The 20,661-nt window shown below is 56.0% G+C and carries 19 protein-coding genes; 8 read left to right on the top strand and 11 right to left on the bottom strand.

Features of this window, described 5'->3' with window-relative positions:
- Window positions 1–289: 289 nt before the first annotated feature.
- The 3 genes from ACST81_RS25050 to ACST81_RS25040 form a co-directional block, all read right to left on the bottom strand.
- Window positions 290–2,095 carry a UvrD-helicase domain-containing protein gene (locus tag ACST81_RS25050; protein ID WP_269703713.1) on the bottom strand — a complete coding sequence of 602 codons (1,806 nt, stop codon included), beginning with the start codon at window positions 2,093–2,095 and terminating at the stop codon, window positions 290–292.
- Window positions 2,095–4,230, bottom strand: a complete 2,136-nt coding sequence (locus ACST81_RS25045) for an ATP-dependent nuclease (RefSeq protein ID WP_269703712.1) — start codon at window positions 4,228–4,230, stop codon at window positions 2,095–2,097. Before ACST81_RS25045 ends, ACST81_RS25050 begins: the two co-directional genes overlap by 1 nt.
- A 132-nt stretch (window positions 4,231–4,362) precedes the next feature.
- Window positions 4,363–5,148, bottom strand: a complete 786-nt coding sequence (locus ACST81_RS25040; protein WP_269703710.1) for an AbiJ-NTD4 domain-containing protein — start codon at window positions 5,146–5,148, stop codon at window positions 4,363–4,365.
- Window positions 5,149–5,257: 109 nt separating this feature from the next.
- Here ACST81_RS25040 and ACST81_RS25035 point away from each other — a divergent pair, with 109 nt between their 5' ends.
- Window positions 5,258–6,676, top strand: coding sequence for a DUF6035 family protein (locus tag ACST81_RS25035; RefSeq protein ID WP_269703708.1), 1,419 nt, complete (start codon window positions 5,258–5,260; stop codon window positions 6,674–6,676).
- 145 nt (window positions 6,677–6,821) lie between these two features.
- On the opposite strand, the gene ACST81_RS25030 is transcribed toward ACST81_RS25035, so the two are convergent.
- Window positions 6,822–7,487, bottom strand: a complete 666-nt coding sequence (locus ACST81_RS25030) for a hypothetical protein (RefSeq protein ID WP_269703706.1) — start codon at window positions 7,485–7,487, stop codon at window positions 6,822–6,824.
- Between the two features lie 330 nt (window positions 7,488–7,817).
- On the opposite strand from ACST81_RS25030, the gene ACST81_RS25025 reads away from it, so the two are divergent.
- A complete protein-coding gene (locus tag ACST81_RS25025; RefSeq protein WP_269703704.1) occupies window positions 7,818–8,678 on the top strand; it encodes a hypothetical protein in 861 nt (286 codons plus the stop codon).
- A gap of 15 nt (window positions 8,679–8,693) precedes the next feature.
- Here the strand turns inward: ACST81_RS25025 and ACST81_RS25020 are convergent, their stop codons facing one another.
- The 6 genes from ACST81_RS25020 to ACST81_RS24995 form a co-directional block, all read right to left on the bottom strand.
- Window positions 8,694–9,008 (bottom strand): hypothetical protein, encoded by a 315-nt coding sequence (locus ACST81_RS25020; protein WP_269703702.1) that lies wholly within the window; start codon window positions 9,006–9,008, stop codon window positions 8,694–8,696.
- 213 nt (window positions 9,009–9,221) lie between these two features.
- Entirely contained in the window at window positions 9,222–10,313 is a 1,092-nt protein-coding gene (locus ACST81_RS25015) for an IS5 family transposase (RefSeq protein WP_269703701.1), read from the bottom strand.
- Window positions 10,314–10,349: 36 nt separating this feature from the next.
- On the bottom strand, window positions 10,350–10,772 hold the full coding sequence (locus ACST81_RS25010; RefSeq protein WP_269703699.1) for a hypothetical protein: 423 nt from the start codon (window positions 10,770–10,772) through the stop codon (window positions 10,350–10,352).
- A 53-nt stretch (window positions 10,773–10,825) separates the two neighbouring features.
- Window positions 10,826–11,107, bottom strand: coding sequence for a hypothetical protein (locus ACST81_RS25005; protein ID WP_269703697.1), 282 nt, complete (start codon window positions 11,105–11,107; stop codon window positions 10,826–10,828).
- Between the two features lie 162 nt (window positions 11,108–11,269).
- Window positions 11,270–13,528, bottom strand: coding sequence for a S8 family peptidase (locus ACST81_RS25000; RefSeq protein WP_269703695.1), 2,259 nt, complete (start codon window positions 13,526–13,528; stop codon window positions 11,270–11,272).
- 1 nt (window position 13,529) lies between these two features.
- Window positions 13,530–14,654 carry an ATP-binding protein gene (locus ACST81_RS24995; RefSeq protein ID WP_269703693.1) on the bottom strand — a complete coding sequence of 375 codons (1,125 nt, stop codon included), beginning with the start codon at window positions 14,652–14,654 and terminating at the stop codon, window positions 13,530–13,532.
- Window positions 14,655–14,770: 116 nt separating this feature from the next.
- Here ACST81_RS24995 and ACST81_RS24990 point away from each other — a divergent pair, with 116 nt between their 5' ends.
- Genes ACST81_RS24990 through ACST81_RS24980 form a run of 3 tightly spaced genes read left to right on the top strand, consistent with a single transcriptional unit; the run spans window position 14,771 to window position 15,582 of the window.
- Window positions 14,771–14,995: a DUF2188 domain-containing protein gene (locus ACST81_RS24990; RefSeq protein ID WP_112945516.1), complete on the top strand. Its 225-nt coding sequence runs from the start codon at window positions 14,771–14,773 to the stop codon at window positions 14,993–14,995.
- 51 nt (window positions 14,996–15,046) lie between these two features.
- A complete protein-coding gene (locus ACST81_RS24985; protein WP_269703689.1) occupies window positions 15,047–15,307 on the top strand; it encodes a hypothetical protein in 261 nt (86 codons plus the stop codon).
- A gap of 17 nt (window positions 15,308–15,324) precedes the next feature.
- Window positions 15,325–15,582, top strand: a complete 258-nt coding sequence (locus tag ACST81_RS24980; RefSeq protein WP_215567775.1) for a hypothetical protein — start codon at window positions 15,325–15,327, stop codon at window positions 15,580–15,582.
- Window positions 15,583–15,678: 96 nt separating this feature from the next.
- Here ACST81_RS24980 and ACST81_RS24975 read toward each other — a convergent pair whose 3' ends face one another.
- On the bottom strand, window positions 15,679–16,803 hold the full coding sequence (locus ACST81_RS24975) for an RHE_PE00001 family protein (protein WP_371338339.1): 1,125 nt from the start codon (window positions 16,801–16,803) through the stop codon (window positions 15,679–15,681).
- A gap of 66 nt (window positions 16,804–16,869) precedes the next feature.
- Here ACST81_RS24975 and ACST81_RS24970 point away from each other — a divergent pair, with 66 nt between their 5' ends.
- Genes ACST81_RS24970 through ACST81_RS24960 form a run of 3 tightly spaced genes read left to right on the top strand, consistent with a single transcriptional unit; the run spans window position 16,870 to window position 20,455 of the window.
- On the top strand, window positions 16,870–18,519 hold the full coding sequence (locus tag ACST81_RS24970) for a Mu transposase C-terminal domain-containing protein (protein WP_269703682.1): 1,650 nt from the start codon (window positions 16,870–16,872) through the stop codon (window positions 18,517–18,519).
- A 5-nt stretch (window positions 18,520–18,524) separates the two neighbouring features.
- Window positions 18,525–19,403 (top strand): TniB family NTP-binding protein, encoded by an 879-nt coding sequence (locus ACST81_RS24965; RefSeq protein ID WP_269703680.1) that lies wholly within the window; start codon window positions 18,525–18,527, stop codon window positions 19,401–19,403.
- Window positions 19,400–20,455, top strand: coding sequence for a TniQ family protein (locus ACST81_RS24960; RefSeq protein ID WP_077472604.1), 1,056 nt, complete (start codon window positions 19,400–19,402; stop codon window positions 20,453–20,455). The genes ACST81_RS24965 and ACST81_RS24960 overlap by 4 nt, the downstream gene beginning before the upstream one ends.
- The last annotated feature ends 206 nt before the right edge of the window (window positions 20,456–20,661 follow it).

Here is a 20,661-nt window from a genome sequence, read left to right as displayed (position 1 = left end):
GAGAACGGGCCGGTAATTGCTATGGGCTCAGACCATGGATCCACCTAAAACGGAGAAACTCGATGCCACTCGAATGACCAATTGACAAAAATCCTGATGTGAAAGGAATCGAACCAACACTCAATTCTCACGTCTCTCAAACGCCTGAAAGCACTTGATAATTTATTCGACGTAGAGGACCACACATATTCAGCTGCGGCCTGTGCAATACCGATCGACGATCACCTGATCCAAGTTAAAGTCCATCTCGGCCCGAGACCCGCTGTTCGCGAGCGAGCTCGGCGTCTACTTACTCAATAGCTTCTATCAGGTCATAACCGAAAATATGCTCGGCAAGGATATCTGTCGTCTCGTACGGCTCGCCGATCCCATTGACCCTCCCGACCTCGGCAATCAAATGAAGGTTCTTTCGCGGGCGCGATGCAATCACATATAGGAGCTTCTTGGCGCTATCTAGCGCGTTAGGATCAGCGAAATGCGGAACCATGCCTTCGAGCAGCGCAAATGCTATCACCGAATCGAATTCAGCCCCTTTGACACCGTGAATGGTTGATATCGTGATTCCGGAGCGTGCCGCGAACACGCGCCTGAACATCGCAATGTTGGATACCGCTTGCACACCGGCGTTTTCCAGCCGTTCGATTTGGATTCTCGAACGTTCGAAAAATGCCGTGCGATGATCATCGAGCGACGGAAATAGCGCAATGTCGATCCCGAGCGACAGCAGCAGCTCGTCAAAAAACAGCTCTAGGTATTCGAGGCCATCATCGACCAGGATCTGAATTTGATTGCAGTGGCGCAAAAGATCCCGTCGAGAGGTTTTCGACGTGTCGATGCCTACAGACCGAAAATGCTCCAGAACCTCGCCAGCCCAGCGCATCCTTCGAACGAACATTTGTGGCTCTGGCCGAGTTAATGCAAGCCGAGATATCTTGAACCAGATATTTTCTTGGTCTCGCGAAAATGGCGCCATGCCCGGGCCGTCAAAATTGTATTCGGGCAGCGCCGCCACGAGGCGTCGAGTTATCGCCGCCAGTTGCACCCATTGCGGTCCAACAACGCAGATCTCGTGCGGCGAAATTCCAAGCGTTTCGACATTATGGCGAATGAGCCGCACGATCTCATCATCCAGCTCTTGGTGATTGATCTCCTGGTCGAAGGAAATGAAGCTTCCGTAGTCGCGGTCTTTGCCGACAGCCTCAATGGCCGCAGGCACGACACAGTAGTTCGAGAAATAGCCGACGATCCTTTCGGAGGAGCGGTAATTGTTCGACAGGCTTTTCTCTGCGAGATCGATGCCAGCGCGCGCAGCAAATTCTGGCCGAGTCATCGCATAGCCGCCCAAGGAACCGTATATTGCCTGGTTGGGATCCCCGACGATAAACGTTCTCGTGTTTCCGGCCGATCCCCTTAGAATGGCGGCAACAATTGCGTATTGGATCTCTTTGGTGTCCTGATATTCGTCAACGAGGATATAGCGGAATAGAGATCCAAGCAGCACGGGAATCGTGGGATTGCTGGCGATCAAGTCGTGCGCGCAGCTCAAGATCATCTCAAAGTCCAGTTGCCGGTGTTCCTGAAGCCGATCCCAATAGCGTTGCAGGACGGCTGTTGCTGCTGCTCGGCGGTTCGGATTTGCTCCCTCAAGCTCGAAACCAGTCGTCGTGAAATAATACCGACAATCCAGCGGGCGGACAAAATTCGGAGATTGCTGGCAGAGTTCCGTCAGGATGTCATCGGTTTCATGCTGGTCAATCACCCGGAACCCTTTGGCAAGACGATCATGATAGATAGCATACGGTCTAATGATCCAGTCGAGACAAAACGAATGTATCGTGCCGATCCAGAGTCGATCGGTCGACACCCCAAGCTTCTCGATACGTTCAGCAATCTCTTCGGCGGCACGATGCGTGTAGGTAATGGCGACCACCCAGTGGCGTTCGCTTTCCAGCTTCGACAGTTCGAGGGCGATCTTGTACGTCAGAGCTCTCGTCTTCCCACTCCCCGGGCATGCAGCAAGGAAAACGCTCCCGTCATGAAGGACGGCATCAGTCTGCTCATCATTGAGGTCGCCATTTTGCCATACGAAAACCATCAGGCATGTCCCATGACATCGATGATGACGTCGCCGGCGACCGCAGCGATCAATGCTTCCCGGAGCGGCTCTATCGCCAGCTCGCCAGCGCGGAATGATCTTACCTGCTCCCTGAGCTGCGCAAGCTGTGCGTCGCCGATCACCGCGGGATCCTGGTGAAATTTCAGGCGGTGCTCGATCATATTTGCGAGAACAGCGCGACCGATCGGTCGATGGGCGGAAAAGATCGCTTCGACCAGATAGTCCGGGATGCGCGTCGAGGAGGATACCTGCTTGGCCATCTGGATTGCGAGCCAACCCTTCCCGGCATAATCCGCCATGGCAAGGATTCGACGGCCAAACACTGCCGGATCGTTGGATCTCAACTCCGCAGTTGCAGCAACTATGGTCGGATTGTCCTTATAGACCGCGTTCAAGACTGAAACAGCAAGTTCCCAGTTTCCCGCCGCCACGAAGTCGACTTCGAACGTTCTCGGAGCATAATGGACGGACACCCAGTCGTTGCCGTCCTTGAACGCCGTCAGTCTTGCCCGCCGGGCGACCCCGGCCGCCTGGGCTCCGATTGCTTTTTCTTTCGCGCCCTTCAGCGCCTTCGTATCGTCCTCGGCGGGCTCCGTATTGAAGAACGTCGCGTCAAGGTCGGTGACGATGGCGCATCGTCTTCTTATTCTAAGGTCGTGGAAAAGCACCGCGACATTCTCGAATCCGGTGCTGCGGATGTTGATCAGGCTGACGCCCAGTTCATCGAGGCTCACCCCGAGAACTTCTTTGACGAGGACAGGCACGAGGATTTCTTCCGCATCGCCTTCAACAAGGATGACACTTTTAGCGAAAAGGAGATTGCTTCTAACCGCGTCGAGATACCGTTGGATGCTTCTGATCTCCGGCTCATCAAGTCCCGCACTCGGCCGGAAAGCCTCGCAGCGTGAGCCACTGCGCCCTAGGATATTAACGTTTTCAACGTTGCTGACTTCTGAGATCTGGGTCGAGTGGGTGGAATAAATTACCTGGGTATCGGGGTAGCTAAGGCGGTCAAACAGAGTTTTCTGGATGTGCGTGTGGATATGAGCCTCGGGCTCCTCGATCAACAGAAAGTTTGCGCACGCCTGCTTCGCTTTCTGGTATTTAAACTCGAGGAGCTTCAGCGTCAGGTAGATCAGGTTGGCACCACCGAGGCTCAACTCGTTGATGGCTCCCTCATAGTCGTCGTCCGTTTCGCCGACGAACAGCTTCAATGATTGGAACAGCCGGTCGGCTTCGTGGGGGACCGCCGACCTCACCGCCAAGCTCGCAGGCGAATATGTTTCTCCCGCTGCATCGCGGATCGTTTGCCGTATATCGGCTCTGATTTCGCCAACATCGGGAAGCGCTTCGATCTCGGTATTAAGCGCTTTGACGCGCTCGGTGATCGGCGCCAATGCAGCGGGGTCAATTTCGCCACTCTTGCTGCGCAAAAGCGTCAGCAATGGATTGGTCCGCTGCCCCTGGAACTCGCTGACGACATCACGCAACGCTTGGACAAAAGTGAAGCAGACCTCCTTGCTCACGGACATGATCCCTGGAACCCGACCGCCGAGGCTCGCGGGTTGAAGCTCCTCGGGAAACTGCACTGTGGCAAAATCGCCAACCAACGCCTGATAGACGGCTGGATCGGAGAAATCAGCAGTGCTTTTACCGGTGAAGACCGTCTCGTAATCGTCAAGCGTGATCGTGTTTAAGATCCCCGCGAGGCCGGCATGATCTCCCTCAGCAAGTTGGCTGAGAAGCGTGCGCGTCGCGGCGTTAGGTCGGAAAATCAAATTATAAGTGGCTCTCGCGACGGCGTCGTTTTCGATGACGCCGGTGCCATGGAGGAAAAGGGCCTGGATTGCTTCCTCCTGGGACACCTCCGCAAACTCAATGCTAATGATGATCCAATGCCCCCGCCAATTGCCGAGGCCGCGGTGAAAGTCACCCTCTTCAAGCCGGTACGCCCAGCGGAGGAAATCATCGTCGAGCATCAGCCGCATTGCGCGGAACAGGTTCGTCTTTCCCGAACCGTTCTCGCCGATGATCGTATTAATGCCCTTGTTGAAATGAAAGTTTGCCCGCTCGAAATTTCGATAGTTTACCAATTGAACGCGGGAGATATGCATCGTGGATCCTTCGAGACTCGTGGTCTCGCGAATATACCCGCAAAAAGAGAGAAGAACATCGTTCCACGACTGTAGCGGCGGTCTATCCCACAGGCATAGTTGTTACCGGCACAGAGCGATTTGCCGCGGGTTTTAAGTCCGCCTCAGCAGAAATACGGCGAGGCTGCACGCAACACTGACAACGAGCTCTGCCTCGGCGGCCGTCGCGTCTCGGCCTTCCTGCACATGACGTCCATTCTGTGAGGCGTAACCCCATAACTTATGGACCGCATCCCCCAAAGGCGGAGTCAGGGCCAGACTATTGATAATCTGGTCGAGATTCTGATTGGGGGCGTTTGTCATGTCTCGAGCGACGCATTCGAGCGCAGCCATCGAATGCTGAATGGCGCCTGTGCGGTCTGGATCCGGACGACGTGAGATATCCTTCAGCGCCTCACGGATTTCGCCGGCCGCCGTGTACCTACCGCTCTGCGCAAAAGCTTCGACCGCCTGCTCAGTCGCAATCGCGAAAGTCGGATCACCACGAAACACTATTCCATCCGGATCTTTGAGCTCCCAACCGATCCCTTTCTCGCGGAACACCCTGTTCAAATCATCCTCGAAGCGCCGCTGTTCGTCTGGGCGGTATTCGAAGTTGCGCCAAAGTGCTTCAGCGATGTCATAGACCTTGTACCAGTCGCACCCTCTCAACAAGCCGAGGACTTCATCCCAGATGTTTGGGTATTCGCTCCAGTTGCGAGGATCTGGAACCTCGAGCAATATATCGCATACGATGGTCCGGATCGCGGTCGGGCTTAGTCCGCAGCTTCGCGCGATGCTCGCGACCTGGAACCGCAGAAAGTCGGGAGCATCCTCGCGGATCGTGATTTCCGGTTCCGGGCCACGATAACCATGTCTATCGGAAAAGGATCGATTCATTTCTTGCGCCTCACCTACGCTCTTTCGTCAAACGTAATTCTTCATTTTGCGTGCATGAAAGCAACCGAATCTGCCTATCTTCGAGTGACTCGTGAAACCAGGTGCGATCATGCAAGGAAATGTCACCTTTGACCCACTCGCTTTTGCCGAGCCCGTCGAAAAGCCTGAGATCACCGAGATTCTCGATTTGGAGAGCGGGGAATTCTTTGAAACCACAGCTTTTATCTCTCAAAAGCGCTATGACCGGTTGGTCGCGGAGCGCGTTTCGATCCGGGAAAATCTAGCGGACAAGCCGCTTTTCGCATGCGGGCTTTGCGCGACGCCAGTCTATCTGGTTGCCTCTCGCGAGAAGCGTTTCTTTTTTCGCCACTGCCGGGAGGATGGTTCTTGCCCGTCGATCACCCGTTCGGCATTGAGCCGCGATGAGATCCGGGCGCTCAAATATGATGGCCAGCGAGAAAGTGTCGCTCATCGAAAGATCAAGGAACGGCTCCTGCGCAGTCTTGCAGCCGACCCCTCGAACAGCGAAATCCTCTCTGAAAGGCAGTGGCGCTCTGCCCGAGACCCCGGCAGCCGACGTCAGCCCGATGTGCAGGCTCTTACCACCTTTGGCCGGGTGGCTTTCGAGGCGCAGCTGTCGACGACCTTCCTCGACGTGGTAGCAGGACGTCGCACATTCTACCGCAGTGAAGGCGCATTGCTCATTTGGATTATGGCAGGATTTGACCCCGATTATCGGCGCATGACGACGGACGACCTGCTGTTCTCCAATAACTCCAACATTCTCGTTGTCGATGAAGAGACAGCGGCTTTGTCCGAGAGTAGCGGCATATTCTACCTCCGTGCGCATTACCGCGTCCCGGAACTGGTATCGGGCGTCATCAGAGATGACTGGGCAACTCAGATCGTCGCCTTCCGCGATTTGAGAATAGATCTGGAATCACAGTCAGCCTGGGCCTTCGACTACGACGGCCAGTCTCAGTTGCTCCTCGAAAACGCAAGGATCGAGCTCGAAACGCGGGATCGCGACCTGCGTGAAAGGATTTGCGCATTTTGGTTGGCGCGCAATCAGCACACTCCCGACCCACTGTCCGCTGAGGAAACGTGGCGGAGCCTGGTCGCAGAACTCTCGGCCCGCGGCGTTACACCTCCAACGAACGACAGACACGACCGCGCCGTTACTGGTCTGATGAACGGCGTCCTAAGCGCACGCGAAAAGCGCCCGGTCGGTTGGGACTTCAAACACCTCATCGAGGTCGCGCACCGCATTTGCGACGGATATCCGGAACACGCGCTCGCGATGGGATTTGCCCTCAAGGAATATGGATGCGAGGAATTGATCAAAGCCCAGGACAAGAGCGGAAAGTGGGAAAAGCGCGCCCGCACGATCCGGGAGAACATCCGCGCAGGTGATCAACGCTATCTACCCGATGAAGATACGCTACCATTTCTCACGTTCGTATTTCCTGAGATCGGCAGCAAAATCGAAAAGTTCCTGTCGTCTCGTCTCGCCCAGTCCAAGCTCTGAGGTACTAGCGTCGATTCCCCATGCGATTCAGCCTCTCAGAATTTCCGGTGCGAACGCGGGGTGTCGAAATTCGTGCCGAACGGCCAGAAGGTGCGAGCGTGTGTGGGACCGCCATCGCTGTCATCAATCACGGTCCCGACCTCAGTCACGCGGCATCATCGTCGAAATAATAGGAGTCATCGACGCTGCCACCTGTATCGAATTCAGCCTCTCGATAGGCCACGCGTCCAGCCACGAGGTCGAACGTCACGTAGGTTGTGAAGTTGATCTTGTCGCCTGAAAACACCCTGTCTTGATCCTGCTCGCCCTCGGCAGTACCTGTAAGCATCACTGTGAGGCCTTCGTCATTCGATGATACGTCTACTTCATCGATATAAAAGCCATCGAAGTACGCATTCGTCGTCGCCATCTCCCCCGAGAGCTCGTCAAGGATCGTAAGCGGATTTTCGTAAGCGTATGTACTGACTTCCTCACCGATGTTTCTGTTGCTCCAGATCTTACCCGAGAAATGCCCCGCTTCGACAAGAAACGCTGAAATCTGCGATGCAAGTTCGTCTGAGGTTGGCAGGTCATCGGGAATTCCCTGCAGTTCAGCAATTCTCTGGTCCATAACCGCGAGCGCCGGCATCAGGAGTTCAGCTTCTTCGAGCGAAGTAAGCGGATATTTCCCTTCCGCGCGAAGTGCTGCCGCAGTTCCGTATCCGAAATAGGCGGCAACAATTTCGTGGGCGTGTCCCGCGACAAGTTTGTTCCCCGTCAACGCGCGGTATTTCGCACGCAGGGCGTCAACGCATTCTTTGTGGATAGACATGACAAATCCAATTCACTCCGGCGTCTGATACGGTGAACACAAGCGCTTCATGTCACCTTGCGCCGGCAGATTGGTTGCCGTTTAGGTGAGGACTGGTATCTCTAAATTGCCGCCTTTAGGGTCGCTTGCAGCCCTGGCGATCGGCTCCGAAAGGGAGGATATCTGATTCCACCGGATTTGGAAGTCAGGCGAATTGCCTCAGGAAGAAATTCTGGGCCGGCCCATGAGAATGAACCTCTTGCCGAATGAAAGGCGCACGGTAGCGAATCATAATGGCCGCGTTCATTCTAATTCCACCGCATCTCGCCGAGCCTGAAATGGGAGGAGCTTATGGAGATTTACTGCAGGGGAACGGCTCAAATTAGGCATGGTGAAACTGGCGAAATCTACGAAATCGAAAGCGACGAGCTGGATTGGGACGCAGTCGGTGGTGATGAACGGCAGATGGGATCGGAAATCCACTATGAAGCTGTCATCGATCATCCGGAACTTGGAGAGCTAAGCTGGGGTCTGTGGGAGTATCCCATCGGTATCGAGAATTACCATATCACCAATGCAGGACCGCACGAGGTCATACGGGATTTCGATTATGGGCTGGAGCACGGTGAGCCGGAACCTGACGAATGGGTCGATTACTCTGTTCCGGATGATCCGCTCACAGTTTTCATGAGCTCCTACCATCATACAGGCGACCTGCTCGCGGACTATGGAGGCGACAGTGGCGGTCACTTGGTCAATCGGATGATCTTTTCGCATCAGATCACTGCGATGGAAGCCTATCTGGCCGACCGGCTGATAAATCAAGTCGAGCGCGACCCGGAGGCTTTCAGGCGGCTGCTTGGGCAAGACGAGGAGCTGGCGAAGGAGAAATTCACACTCGCCGAAATTTCGAGAGATCCGGCTCTGGTTGGTAAACGGGTCCGCAAATATCTCCGGTCGATTCAGTATCACAATCTCGCCAAAGTCGACGTTCTCTACAACATCGCGCTAGGGGTCCGCATCCTGAACCTGATCACAGACAAGCCACGCCTTTTCAAGGCGGTGCTGCTTCGACATGACTGTGTCCATCGCAATGGTTTTGACAAGGAAGGAACCGAACTGCGCATCTTTACCAAGGTATTCGTTCAGGAAACCGCCGATCTGATCAAAACCTTCATAGAGAATATAGAACGGTCCCTACGGGACGATTGAATGCCGCTAGATCAGCTAGGTCCGCATGAAACGCCGGAGTTTCTGGCGAAGAATTGGCAAAGTCATTGGCTCATCAAATCGAATCTCGACAAGTTGGACCGCATTTTGTTCACAGAGACTTCTCTTCAAGGCATCGCGCTCCATGTTCCGTTTCAGCGCCATTTCTCCTCCGAATGCAGCAATGGCTCTGTAGTGCTGCTCACCATGGTGTTCCAGAGCAAGGCCGATGGCGGGCAGATACACGTCTAATCGTTGGCGCCCCAGCCATGGGGGCGACGCCTCCCTTAGGATAACTTGGTCGGGAAATAGCTTTTTCAGCAGACTGTACATTTCCGCCTCCCTCACCCATCGGCTAAGACCAAGAGTGTACTGGACTTCGGAACGCGCAGTGGGCTTGTCCATTCCAGGCATCAACATCAGCTGGACACCTCGATTTACCCCGATTTCCTGCATTGACGGGGTGATCTGAGCCTACCGCCGCTCTCGGTGGTGATATTTGAACTGTCTGTATTGGCATTCCCGCCCCTTGCGGGGTGGCCGTCGTCATGCGGCGGCATGGCGACCTTCGTGGAAGACGTATCGGAGCATGTTGTAGGCGATATTGGCCATGCCAATCTTCACCTTGGCCCTTCCAATCCCGATGGTCCTGATGAAGAGCTTCATCTTATCCTTCTGCCTTGCAAAGACATGCTCGACAGCGGACCTGATCTTGGATCGTCGCCCGTTGGCCCGCGACGTCGTTTCCGGCATTGGCTTGCCCTTCGGCTTTCGCTGATGAATGTCCGACTTCAGGCCATTCCTTACCAGCCACTCCTCGTTCGTCTTGGATCGGTAGGCGCTGTCGGCCCAGACCGTTGAGGCGCTATTGTCCTTGGTCACGACATTCCGGAGTTGGGCACCGTCATGGGCGCTCGCACTTGTCACCGTCCATCCCCGTATGAAGCCATGTGCCCGGTCGATGCCCGCGTGATTTTTGTAACCAAACATCGGAATGGCGATGTCATGGGTCTTCGTTGGCGCTGATGTCGGCGTTTCCCTCGGCTGCTTCGCCTTGGAATACTTCACCGTCCAACGCGCATCGCGATCCTTCTGGGCAAGCTTGGCGGGCTTCTCCTTCCAGTCCTGCGGTATCTCACCGGCTTTGATCGCGTCTTTCTCTTCCTGATTATTGCGCTGCCTCGGAGCCTGGATGATTGTCGCATCGACGATCTGCCCGCCCTTGGCCAGATACCCGGACCGCGACAGATGTTTGTCGAAGCGAGCGAACAGATTATCGATGGCACCGGCTCGCACGAGACTTTCGCGAAACAGCCAGATCGTCTTGGCGTCCGGCACCTTGTCGGAAAGGCCGAGCCCCAGGAACCGCATAAACGAAAGCCGGTCCTGGATGACGAACTCGGCCTGGTCGTCGGAGAGATTATAGAGCGCCTGGAGCACCAGGATCTTGAACATCAGCACCGCCGGAAACGGCGGACGCCCGCCTTTTGATCCATCCGATCGCTTCAGCGCCTTGGCCAGCGGCTTCGCGAACACAGGCCACGGGATGATGGCATTCAGCTTCTCGAGCGGATCGCCCACGGCGCTCAGCCGTTCATAACGCTCGTCCAGATCAAAGAAACCAGGCTGCCCCCGCATCATCTGCTCCCGCCAAATCGCGCATGTCGGATTGAATCACGATTTGCCGAAAAGGGGGAGGTTTTTAGAGGGGTCCAGCTGATCGATATACGGCGCGATAAACTCCCCAATATCATCACCGTAGAGATCAGCAGCAGCCTCCGGTCCCGAGCGACGGGCGATACACAGGTGGCATATTTCGTCGATGTAGGTCGCATCCGACAACAATCGAACAACCTGATAGGTCCATGCGCCTGAATGAGACGCAATCCGCATAGCCTCTGATATCATTTTGCCATGGGCCGGGCGTGCGCATGAACAGAAACAACGCTCCCCGGTAATCAAATGGTCAAATGCAACAAACTCAAAGCCCTCGATCCCGAACTCATAGCCTTGCGTACGCGGCCCAGGTCGAGGGTTCGCGACCAGCGGCTGCTCAAGGGGGATCGCCTCCATCATTTTCTTGGTTTCAAGAAACATGCTGGGCGGAATCGTCACGTGGTTCAGACGCAGGATGTGGTTTGTTTGCGTTTTTAGCTGCTTCGACCAAAGTCGATGGACATCAGCCCCGCAGGGCCATAATTTATGGGACTGAGTTGCAAACCCTGCGTGTCAATCTCAACGACGTCAACCATGGTCTCTTTGGTTGTGGAAAAGGCCAGCTCGACATACCAGGTTTCGTATCCGATGTCCGCAAGCCGCGCCAAGGATGCACAGCGCTCCTTGAAATACATCGAGTGAAGCTTCACCGAGGGGATCTTCCGGAGCTCTAAAGTTGCTTGCTGCCGAAGATTTTCGACGAGAATTTGTGTCATCAGCTGTTCGACGGCATCTACCGGCCTCACTCCCACGGTAGCGGTCCTGAGAGCCAACGCTTCGCCAAATTCTCTCTCGGAAAAACCGAAGGAAAGCCGGCCACTCCTCACGTAACTGCCTCGATTGCAGGGGTAATTGCAGATTCGGAAGACGTCGACCTTCTAAATCTCATTCGAGACCTCGATGTCTTGGTTCAAGACCGCGCTTTCAACGAAGTTTCCAAGCGCACGAGCTGTCGAGTCATAGATCGACTTCTCTCCATCAGCGCTCGAAAGCGTGAGTACGAAAGCCACTTCTTGCGGCCCAGCCTGACTGTGATGCGTCCACCCAAATTGGTAGAGGTCGCGCATGTAAACGCGCGCATATAGCCGCATATGCGACCCGGAAAAGCCTAGCCCACTGCTTTTGGTAAAATCCCGGCAATGCCTTCTGATCGGTTGCCATTTTCGCAGCTCTTCACGAGCGTCGTTCTCCGGCAGTGTCGATTCCTTCATTGAACCAAGAAGGGAGGGCCATTTCTTTGGCCCAGTAGGGTACATCAAAGATGTCTCCAACCGAGAGGCGAAATAATTCGCGCCGCCGAACGGCGAAACGAGGGGTCGCAGCACGGCGGTCAGGCTGGCGCGCCCAAACAACTTTCCATCTCGCACCAGCTCGGGAGGGATGGGAATATCGTTCCAGTAGTATGCGGTTCCCGGCTCGAGTTGTGCCCGCCACGCAAGCGTGACGCTGCCAGGCGCGCAGGTCCAAGGAAGGTGCCCTTGATACGGCGTTCCCCAACCGAGGTTGGGATCGTGCTCGCTGCGTTCCGCTGAATTGATGAGGAGAGCCTTAACCAGATCCGGCGTTGGTTCACGTAAGCTATCGAAAGTGTGGGCTGCCAAAGACGATACCAACGGCGTTGCGTAACTGCTTCCCGTATCGACAACTCCACCCAGCATCCTGAGATTTGAAAACCACGATAAGTCCGGTTTCATCATCCCATCGGGGCCAGGACCGGGCAGGCAGGCAGGGCAACGGTCGCCCGGCGTTCCATCTGGGAGCGCCTGACGGCCACCGACAACAATTGCCGCTTCACAATCAGCTGGCGGGTTGGGTCGAGAATTATTGTCCGGGCTGACATTTCCAACGGAGATCACAGGGAGAAAGCCCGCCGATCTCGCCAGGAGGCTGATTTCGTGCCCAAGAACGCTCACTTCTGAGGGGTCTAAGCCGATGCCATCTTGATTGGCGGAAATATTCCAGACGCGTGCCTCTGGATAAAGACGTGCAACCTCCGTCAGGTAGTCAACCAACTCACGCTCATCGAAACGACGGTTTGCGTTCTTATGGGGGACCGCCTGAACCGATCCAATGCGGCAGTTCAGCTCCGGCAACAATCGATTATTATTCCAGGCGTGGCCATGGACAACGAGTGAGCTGATACAGTTGCCATGAAGCTTATCAGCTTGGGCATTCGTCACGAAAGGCGTTGCCTTGAAGGCTTCAGCTGCGCTGTAACTTTTCGCATGCAGTCCCCCGTCCACGACAACGACGACGGGTGCGTTTTGATCGATTACCGGCGCAGGAGGCTCAGCTCCTTCGCCAGGGGCCGCCACTCTGATGGGCCGCACAGGATCGATTCGATAGGAAGCACCGGAGGCGATTAGCTGCCGCAATCCTTCTTTGTTCGGAATACGAACCGTGGCTCGGCCGACGCCGGTGTTTCGGTAATCCCGCATGGCCCTTGCTATGCTGGATTGTCGCGGCGTCGTTAAAGCGCGCGGTTCTTCCGCTTGCTCTGATGTGCCTAGCGTCAACCGTACACTCGTGAAAGTCGGCAATACCAACCTCTCATTGGCAAAGCCCTGAATACGCTCCAGGACCTCTACCTTGGCATCACGATCACGAAAAGGAGCAAGCCAGACCACGAACAAACGTCCATCGTCATCCTCCGGCGCGGAATTCCAGAGCTCATTGACTGACCGGCCGCGCAATCGACTTTTCGCATCAAATCGCTCCAGTGACGAAACTCGCGATATGTCTGCTTGCACCGCATAGCCGACCGGACGTTGGATCGCGTCGAGAAGGCGAGGCAACTGTTTGATGTCGGCCTCGATCAAATAACCGCTTGGAAGGGGTGCAACCAGCCTGCAGCCGTGACGCTGGGAGAAGAGGTCGTCTGGTGTGTGTGTCGGAGCGAGGGAATCTTCGGTAAACATACGAACTACGAGGTGAGTTAGCCCCGAATATGTCGGCAACTCCGCGCGGTGCTCATAGATATCGCGTGTTTCGCTCGCAAGAACTTCCTGCTGTCGGCCGAGGCGCTCCGTGACGATACTTTCAATGCCCTTGCCGCGCCCTGTAGGACTCCGGAGCGCCGGGTCCATTTGAAGGCTCAAAACAGGATAGAGAAGGGGCTGGTCTCGAACTTCCGCCATGCTATGCCTCCCCATCCTGTTGCTTCAAATATGCATAAATGGCTTGCCGTGACACACCAAGGATGCGGGCGGTATCCGCGCCCGCAATACCGTGTTTCTCCTTCAATGCTATCGCCACCTGCCGCTTTTGCTCGGCGTCCAATGGCTGCCGTTGGACAGGGGCGGTCCGCCCTGAGCTGGGCTCTAACAGAGCCGCAATGACGGCTCCAAAATCGATGTCACGCGAATCATGGACCGCATGACGCCGTGCTGACAAGCTCATCGTTTCGATATCGGCCCCCGATAGTCCTTCGGACACTGTAGCAAACAGTTCGGCGCGACCATCTTCATCTTTATCCTCAAAGAGAAAATGCCGCCAAAGATCGGCACGGACGCTTTCCTCCGGAAGCCCAAGATCTATCTTGTAGGGGAATCTTCTCCAGATCGCAGGATCGAGAAGGTGAGCATGATTTGTTGCAGCAACCACGATCGAACTCGGGTCCAGCCCATCAAGCGCTTGAATGACGGTATTGACCACACGCTTGAGCTCGCCCAGCTCGTGTCGATCATCCCGCAATTTTGCAACAGCATCCATTTCATCAAGAAATAGAACAGCGTTCCGCGCCGGTACGAAATCAAAAACCGAGCGAATATTTTTTGCCGTATCGCCGAGCAGCGAGGATATCACGGAGTCGAGCCGGACGACGTAGAGGGGTCGTGACAACTGTGCAGCGATGTGCCCGGCAAGAAGAGACTTACCTGTTCCGGGCGGGCCGGAGAGCAGAAGCCCTAGTCGCGACGCCAATCCTTTGGCACTCAAGTCATCAATGCGACGGGCATCCGCGATGAAATCGCTGAACACGCGCCAACCGCTTTCATTTAGGAAAATAGGTGTATCGGGCCAAGTCTGCTCTTCGACAAGCGGCAACCGGGATTTCGAGTCGACAGGCAGGGACTCCATGTAACCGGACGCCTTCAAAGGCACCCCCCTCTTCCGAACCAGCGCCTTGAGTTCCTTGGCAATGGAGGTCTCACCATTCTTGTCGAGGTCTCGCGCGAGCGCATTCGCGGCTCTGCGTACGCGCGTGTAGTCAGCGGATAACGCCGCATCGGCTAACTCCAGCACATTTTTCATCTCAATGGTCATGATCACTCCATGCGTAAAATATATACCCCAGTCCGTAAACCACATTAGCCATATTGACAATTAAATTTTAATTAATGTAAAGTCGATTGGCACTCAAGAAAAAGGAATCTGATGCAATGACAAAGAAAAATCAGCATGTGGTTCCCCACAACGGCGAATGGGCCGTGCGGGGCGCTGGAAATGAGCGAGTGACCTCCACGCATGGAACGCAGGCCGACGCGGCTGCTGCTGCTCGCAAGATTGCGATCAACCAGCAGAGCGAAGTGGTCATCCACCGTCCCAACGGTCAAATCCGGGACAAGGATTCCTACGGTCGCGACCCGTTCCCGCCACGTGGTTAAAACCTGAGGCCGCCTGGAGTGAGGCGGCCTCTTCATCAAAGGAGAGAAGAAATGCAGTTTGAAGGCGCATTAGTTCGCGAGCAGGGCGTCACATTCGCCGTCGTCATTGTTAAGCCGCACGTTCTCAACAGCGGCCCTCAAGCCGATGAGGTTGCTTATAGCTTCCAGCCAGCATTCCCCGGCGTGCCGATTGTTCTCATGGCGCAAAACAGCCGGGGCGTCCCGACATATCGTGGTCGACGTGATCTCGTTAATTTTCTGTCGCGGGTGCCTATGCAGGCGATACCCTGGAAGCGCTACACCCTGAACTGATCGGGAAGACTACCTAGATGCTCAAGACCGATACCCGTCAGGCAAACTGGCGACGAGCCAATCCGACAAAGTATGAGGCTCACCTCATCGTGCAGCGTGCCTTAAAGGTGGGCGAACTGAGGAAGAACACGTGTGAGGTCTGCGGCAACGCAGCCGTCGATGCCCATCACGATCAATATGATGAGCCTTTGAAAGTCCGGTGGCTATGTCGTCGCCATCACACGAGGCTTCACCATTACGGCGAGGACCTGTTTCCCATCCGGACTTCGTGTTAGCGCTCATCAGAGAGGTGCGCAGAAGAAAACGTGAGCCTACGAAGCCAGGGCTACGGGAAAACAGCGTCACAGACGGCGGCAGAAGAACTTATCCGACTAGATAATCCCCCATGCCCGAAACCTCCCCCTCCCCGTCATCTCCCGCAACCCCAGCTCCATAACAATTCTGCGCGCCGCCTGCGGCGTCACCTCGAGCGTCTTCGCCACCATTTTTGCCGACACCAATGGTTTGGCCATCACCAACTCAACCAGCTCCGGCAGTTTTGAAGACGTCCGGCGCCCGTCCAGCTTTCGCTCCATCAGTGTTCGAGCCAGCGCCAGGCGATCATGTTCCTTCATCCCGATCTCGGCGGCCGCAATCAGCCCGTCGGCAATGGCCAGCAGCCGAACCTCTCGACTGCGATGCCGGCGCCGATCAACCGGGATGGTTTTCAGGCCGAGATTTATCGCCACCAGGTGAGCGCCCGTGGCAATGCCACCCTGGCGCAGGATCGAGGCTGCGAGGTGCCGGCCGAGCCAAGGCGCGTGCTGCAGAACCTCGATCGTGTTCCAGGCATCGAGGGCGACCACGGCCTGCAGCACCGGCGGCAGATTTTCGGCCTGGCGCAGCACGGTGCGCCATTCCTCCAGCCGCGCGTCCTCGTCCCAGTCGAGATCATAGACAAGTGGGTCACGATCCCGCACCCGACTTGTTGGCGCGGCCGCGCTCTTCAACACGGCTTCCGAGCGCGCCAACACCGCATCGATGGCGGCCAGCTCGGCGTCGAGGACGCTGGCGTCGTCGCTGTCCTCGCCCTCCCCGGCTTCCGTCGCATCAACAGGCACCGCGGCGTCTTTGCTCTCGGTGGCGCTGTCATCCAGAGATGCTGCAGGCCACGCCTGCCCCGCCAAAACGTTGTGCCTGCGCAGGCTGCGGAGGCCGTCGGGGCTGAGCGCCCAGCCGGGCGGCTGCGCGGCGATACGCCGGCGGGTACGCAGGACGTCGCGGGCGATGGTCAGTTCGTGGGTCGGGGTGCGGATGTCGCGAGTGGCGTCGTGGAGAACGAGATCCTCGAGATGGACGAGCTCGCCGTCGATCCACAGCGAGGCGCAGGCGTCGGCGAAGTCTTGCCTCTCGAGGAAGCCAGCGCCGGCGGGCGAGCGAGAAATCCGCTCGTCGAGACGGGTGAGCGCAATGCCGGTGTCGCTTTTACTTTGGAATTTCAAACGGCAAAACGTCATACGTTTGTTAGAGTTAGCGCGCAAAAATAGCCCAGATTTTCGCTAACGACTTCGACGGGGCAGCGCATGCCAAAGCCACTTCAAAATCGTGGAGCCGGCCCTTTTCCTTCCGAGGAAGACTGGTTGAAGGCGCGGAGAACCGCCCGCGAACTCGATCGTGTCTTGGATGCTGGACGAGCCAAGAAAGACGCGATTGCCAGGGCAGCGGCTGAACTTCAGCTAACATCCCGACAAATCTATAATCTCCTTGCCCGGTATCGGGTTGAGCGAACGATAACAGCATTATTGCCTCGGCTGCCTTCCGAGCGGCGCAAGCGGCTATCGGAGAAGGCAGAGGAGATCATCCAAACAACATTGCGCGAGCAGTGGATGACACTTGAAGCGCCGCCTCTTGCGCCGGTTGTTGCCGAGATCCGCGCCCGATGTCAGGAAGCCGGCGTCGTTATCCCTTCCTACGTCACGATTTCCCGGCGAATCCCGTCATTATTCTCCGTGGAAGAGATCGCCAAAAAACGGTCGGCCAATCCTAAGCATCTCATGCGGCTCAAGCCGCGGCCGGGTTATATCCACGCACCGCACCCGCTTGATGTCTGCCAGATCGACCATACTCCGACCGACATAAATTTCGTGGAGGTGGTCAACAACGGCGGCGTATTCATCGGTCGACCGTATCTGACGATCGTCATCGATGTTGCGACCCGCGCCATTCTTGGCTTCTGCCTTACCCTAGAAAAGCCCTCTGTCTTGTCTGTTGCGCTTTGTCTGGCACACGCGATCTGCCGGAAAGACGAATGGCTTACCGCTCGGTCGATACACCATGCATGGCCAATGTTCGGCCGTCCGAAGCTTCTGCTCACCGACTCGGCCAAGGAATTCAAGGGAAATGCTTTTCAGCATGGTTGCGACGACTACGGGATTCGTATTCGCCATCGCGACCGCGGTAGAGTTCATCAAGGCGGCGTTGTCGAGCGGCTTTTGGGCAAGCTCAATGGGGTGCTGTCCACATATCCCGGTTCGTCAGGAAGTTCTGTGGCCGATCGCGACGAATATCCGTCACATCAGCGCGCTTGCCTGAGCTTCTCTGAATTGGAACGCTGCCTGGCGTTGGCAATCCTTGATCATAATAGACAGGAGAATTCCAAAACGCTGAAAGTGCCGGCCGCAGAATGGCTACGCGGTAGCGGGGGGTCGCCCGAACACGAGGACGAGCCGCAACGAGTACTTCTGTCATTCCTGCCCAGCGCTGGCCGACAACTTTCACCACAGGGATTGAGCATGTTCGCATTGCATTACTATTGCTCCTGGCTCGGGTCTTTCGTTCCAGAACGCGACCGGCTCGGTAAGCTTGAGGTTCGATACGATCCCCGTGATATCAGCCATATCTATGTTCGTGATCCAGATACCCGATCGTTTCGACCCGTCGGACGCCGCGATGGCCGCATTGAACCGGTGACCTTGTGGGAGCATGATGCGGAACGCGCTCAATTGCGCGCTATCAACCAGCGCTCAAGCATAGAAAAAGTGGCTCTACGCCGTGAGATATCTGCCATCGCTGATGCTGCCAAGCTCTCCAAACGGGAGCGTCGGGACGCGGTTCGTAGAGCGCATGCCACGGCAGCTAAAAAGCCCTACGCCTCAATCGCTCCAGGCGAAGCACCGGCCAACCGGGCTCACCCCAAGAGACAGAAGAATCGTCTGCCGGTGGAAGACTGGTAAGCGGCATGTCTGATCATTTATTTGACCACGTACGTCCCATTCTCGACCTCGGAGATGACGAACGCGTAGCCTATATGCGGGCGCCGAGGTGGATTGGCCATCAAATCGCGAAGGACACCCAACAACGACTGGCTGACTTGCTGGCCCGACCTGTGTCACTGCGGACCCAAGGGCTAATGCTCATAGGCCCCTATGCAAATGGGAAGACCATGATCGCGGAGCGGTTCGCGGTGGAGCACCTTCGGGCATCGCCGAACCAACGAGTTTGGATTGTTCAGACACGTGAAGGAGCAGGACTTGGCCATTTCTATGGCAGTATTCTTCAGGCGTTTCATGCGCCTGGTGGCGATATATGGAATGTTAGCCGGAAGGCGGAGCAGTTGGATCACCTGCTGGAGAGCATCAAACCCAGGGTGTTGATATTTGACGAGTTCCACAATGCTCTACGGGGACGGTCCCGCGACGTCGAAGGGGTGTTTGCCTTTCTCCGCCGGATCGGCCGGCAGTATGATATCTCGCCTGTCCTCATCGGCGAAGTCGCCATCTACGATTTTGTCAACGCGACTAGCGAGATGGCAACTCGCTTTGACCTCGTTGCAATCCCGAGGTGGCAATATGACGAAAGCTACCTGACCCTCCTCGACAGCCTCGAAGCGGCTTTGCCTCTCGCGAAGGCCTCCGATCTATCGGATGAAACATTGGCTCAACGAATTTTCAGCCTATCGGAAGGTTTGATCGGAGAGATTGTCTCCGTTGTGACCAAAGCTGCCGTGGGGGCGCTTCGTTCTGGAGCGGAACGCATTACCAAAACCGGTATCGATGAGCTTGGCTACACCCCCATTTCGCATCGGCGCAATGCGGCGTTGCGCAGGTGTTTGATATGACCCGCATAGAAATCGACGCACCACTCATCGACATCCAAGAGCGCTACCTGGATACAATTTCCACACGGTGGCCCATCACTTTCATGCCACAGCCAGACGAGCTATTGTCGAGCTGGCTACACAGGCTTGCCTATGCCAACGGTGTACCAGGGCGCTCTTTCGCCCGAGTACTGGGGCTCACACCTGGAATGTGGTCCGCCAGGCTTGATCTAAAGCTTTCCATCACCTTGGCAAAACAGCTGCAGACGTATGCGGATATCACACCTGAACAGCTAACCGCTATGACACTGCCGGACAATCAAACAAGGCAGCTTTTTTTACCCCTCCGAAACCTTCACCGACGGCAGGGGTCGACATGGCTACAATTCTGCCCGCGATGCCTGGCTACTGATGCGCACCCATACTTTCGGCGAGAGTGGCGGCTGGCAACACGACTTACCTGCGAAAAGCATAGCAACAGGTTGCGAGATCGATGCACCTCCTGCAATCAGCCCGTGGCAGCCTTTGATCAGAGCGAACTCAAACCGCACCACTATTGTGCCCGGTGTGGTCACGACTTCCGTCGTGCCTCGACCATCTACCTATGCCCGGCGGTGATAAAGCTTGACCAATGCATCCATGAAATCTTTGGCAGCGGTTTCATTGCCGGATCCCCGATCGACAATCTGCTCGTCCGGCGGTTAATGGACATCCCTCAATTGACCGGCGTCCATCAGCGAAAGTTGTTGACTGGTTTGTCCGCGTCATTTCGTGCACGATGCTACGAGCAACTTGTATGCCACCCATACGAAGACGGCACAGTCAGGCGGCATGTTCATGGGGTTGGTCGGGCTCTCGGATCGCCAATCGCGAAAGATGGTGGCAATAATGTCCTAATCCGACTGCTCACGGATGCGCTCGCCCGTCAACCGGGGCGGTCGGCGGTTGGCGGTAGCCGACCATTTGTCGATCTTTCGCACTTCCTTGCAACCGCTCAGCAAATGAGACGGGTTTCGGTGACGTCGCCGTTGTGCAGGAGAGATGCAACCGCGATCGTCCGTTGCCAATGTTGAAAATTCACTTCAAAGCCTGTGCCTCGGGAGCATCTTTGAAACGGGCGATGGAATCGATCTCGGCAATTTTCTGGAATTCACGAAGATATTCCAGATGATCTTTTTGAAATCAACGGCTGAACATTGTCAGGAATTTTGGCGACGTACTCGCGCGCGAACGAGATGTAGACGTCGAGCTTGAAGCCTTCCGCCTAACCGTTTCGACA

The organism is Pararhizobium sp. O133 (assembly GCF_051669845.1).
Lineage (GTDB): Bacteria > Pseudomonadota > Alphaproteobacteria > Rhizobiales > Rhizobiaceae > Pararhizobium.
Note: the sequence above shows the minus strand (reverse complement) of the source record. Positions and strands in the feature narration are given on the sequence as shown.

Bases quoted from the DNA above. Each gene is read 5' to 3' on its own strand.
- ACST81_RS25045 (WP_269703712.1), bottom strand. From the start codon at position 4,230: ATGCATATCTCCCGCGTTCAATTGGTAAACTATCGAAATTTCGAGCGG.
- ACST81_RS25040 (WP_269703710.1), bottom strand. From the start codon at position 5,148: ATGAATCGATCCTTTTCCGATAGACATGGTTATCGTGGCCCGGAACCG.
- ACST81_RS24995 (WP_269703693.1), bottom strand. From the start codon at position 14,654: ATGACCATTGAGATGAAAAATGTGCTGGAGTTAGCCGATGCGGCGTTA.
- ACST81_RS24965 (WP_269703680.1), top strand. From the start codon at position 18,525: ATGTCTGATCATTTATTTGACCACGTACGTCCCATTCTCGACCTCGGA.
- ACST81_RS25025 (WP_269703704.1), top strand. From the start codon at position 7,818: ATGGAGATTTACTGCAGGGGAACGGCTCAAATTAGGCATGGTGAAACT.
- ACST81_RS25035 (WP_269703708.1), top strand. From the start codon at position 5,258: ATGCAAGGAAATGTCACCTTTGACCCACTCGCTTTTGCCGAGCCCGTC.
- ACST81_RS24990 (WP_112945516.1), top strand. From the start codon at position 14,771: ATGACAAAGAAAAATCAGCATGTGGTTCCCCACAACGGCGAATGGGCC.
- ACST81_RS24980 (WP_215567775.1), top strand. From the start codon at position 15,325: ATGCTCAAGACCGATACCCGTCAGGCAAACTGGCGACGAGCCAATCCG.
- ACST81_RS24975 (WP_371338339.1), bottom strand. From the start codon at position 16,803: ATGACGTTTTGCCGTTTGAAATTCCAAAGTAAAAGCGACACCGGCATT.
- ACST81_RS25050 (WP_269703713.1), bottom strand. From the start codon at position 2,095: ATGGTTTTCGTATGGCAAAATGGCGACCTCAATGATGAGCAGACTGAT.
- ACST81_RS24970 (WP_269703682.1), top strand. From the start codon at position 16,870: ATGCCAAAGCCACTTCAAAATCGTGGAGCCGGCCCTTTTCCTTCCGAG.
- ACST81_RS25005 (WP_269703697.1), bottom strand. From the start codon at position 11,107: ATGACACAAATTCTCGTCGAAAATCTTCGGCAGCAAGCAACTTTAGAG.
- ACST81_RS25000 (WP_269703695.1), bottom strand. From the start codon at position 13,528: ATGGCGGAAGTTCGAGACCAGCCCCTTCTCTATCCTGTTTTGAGCCTT.
- ACST81_RS25030 (WP_269703706.1), bottom strand. From the start codon at position 7,487: ATGTCTATCCACAAAGAATGCGTTGACGCCCTGCGTGCGAAATACCGC.
- ACST81_RS24985 (WP_269703689.1), top strand. From the start codon at position 15,047: ATGCAGTTTGAAGGCGCATTAGTTCGCGAGCAGGGCGTCACATTCGCC.
- ACST81_RS24960 (WP_077472604.1), top strand. From the start codon at position 19,400: ATGACCCGCATAGAAATCGACGCACCACTCATCGACATCCAAGAGCGC.
- ACST81_RS25015 (WP_269703701.1), bottom strand. From the start codon at position 10,313: ATGCGGGGGCAGCCTGGTTTCTTTGATCTGGACGAGCGTTATGAACGG.
- ACST81_RS25010 (WP_269703699.1), bottom strand. From the start codon at position 10,772: ATGTTTCTTGAAACCAAGAAAATGATGGAGGCGATCCCCCTTGAGCAG.
- ACST81_RS25020 (WP_269703702.1), bottom strand. From the start codon at position 9,008: ATGTACAGTCTGCTGAAAAAGCTATTTCCCGACCAAGTTATCCTAAGG.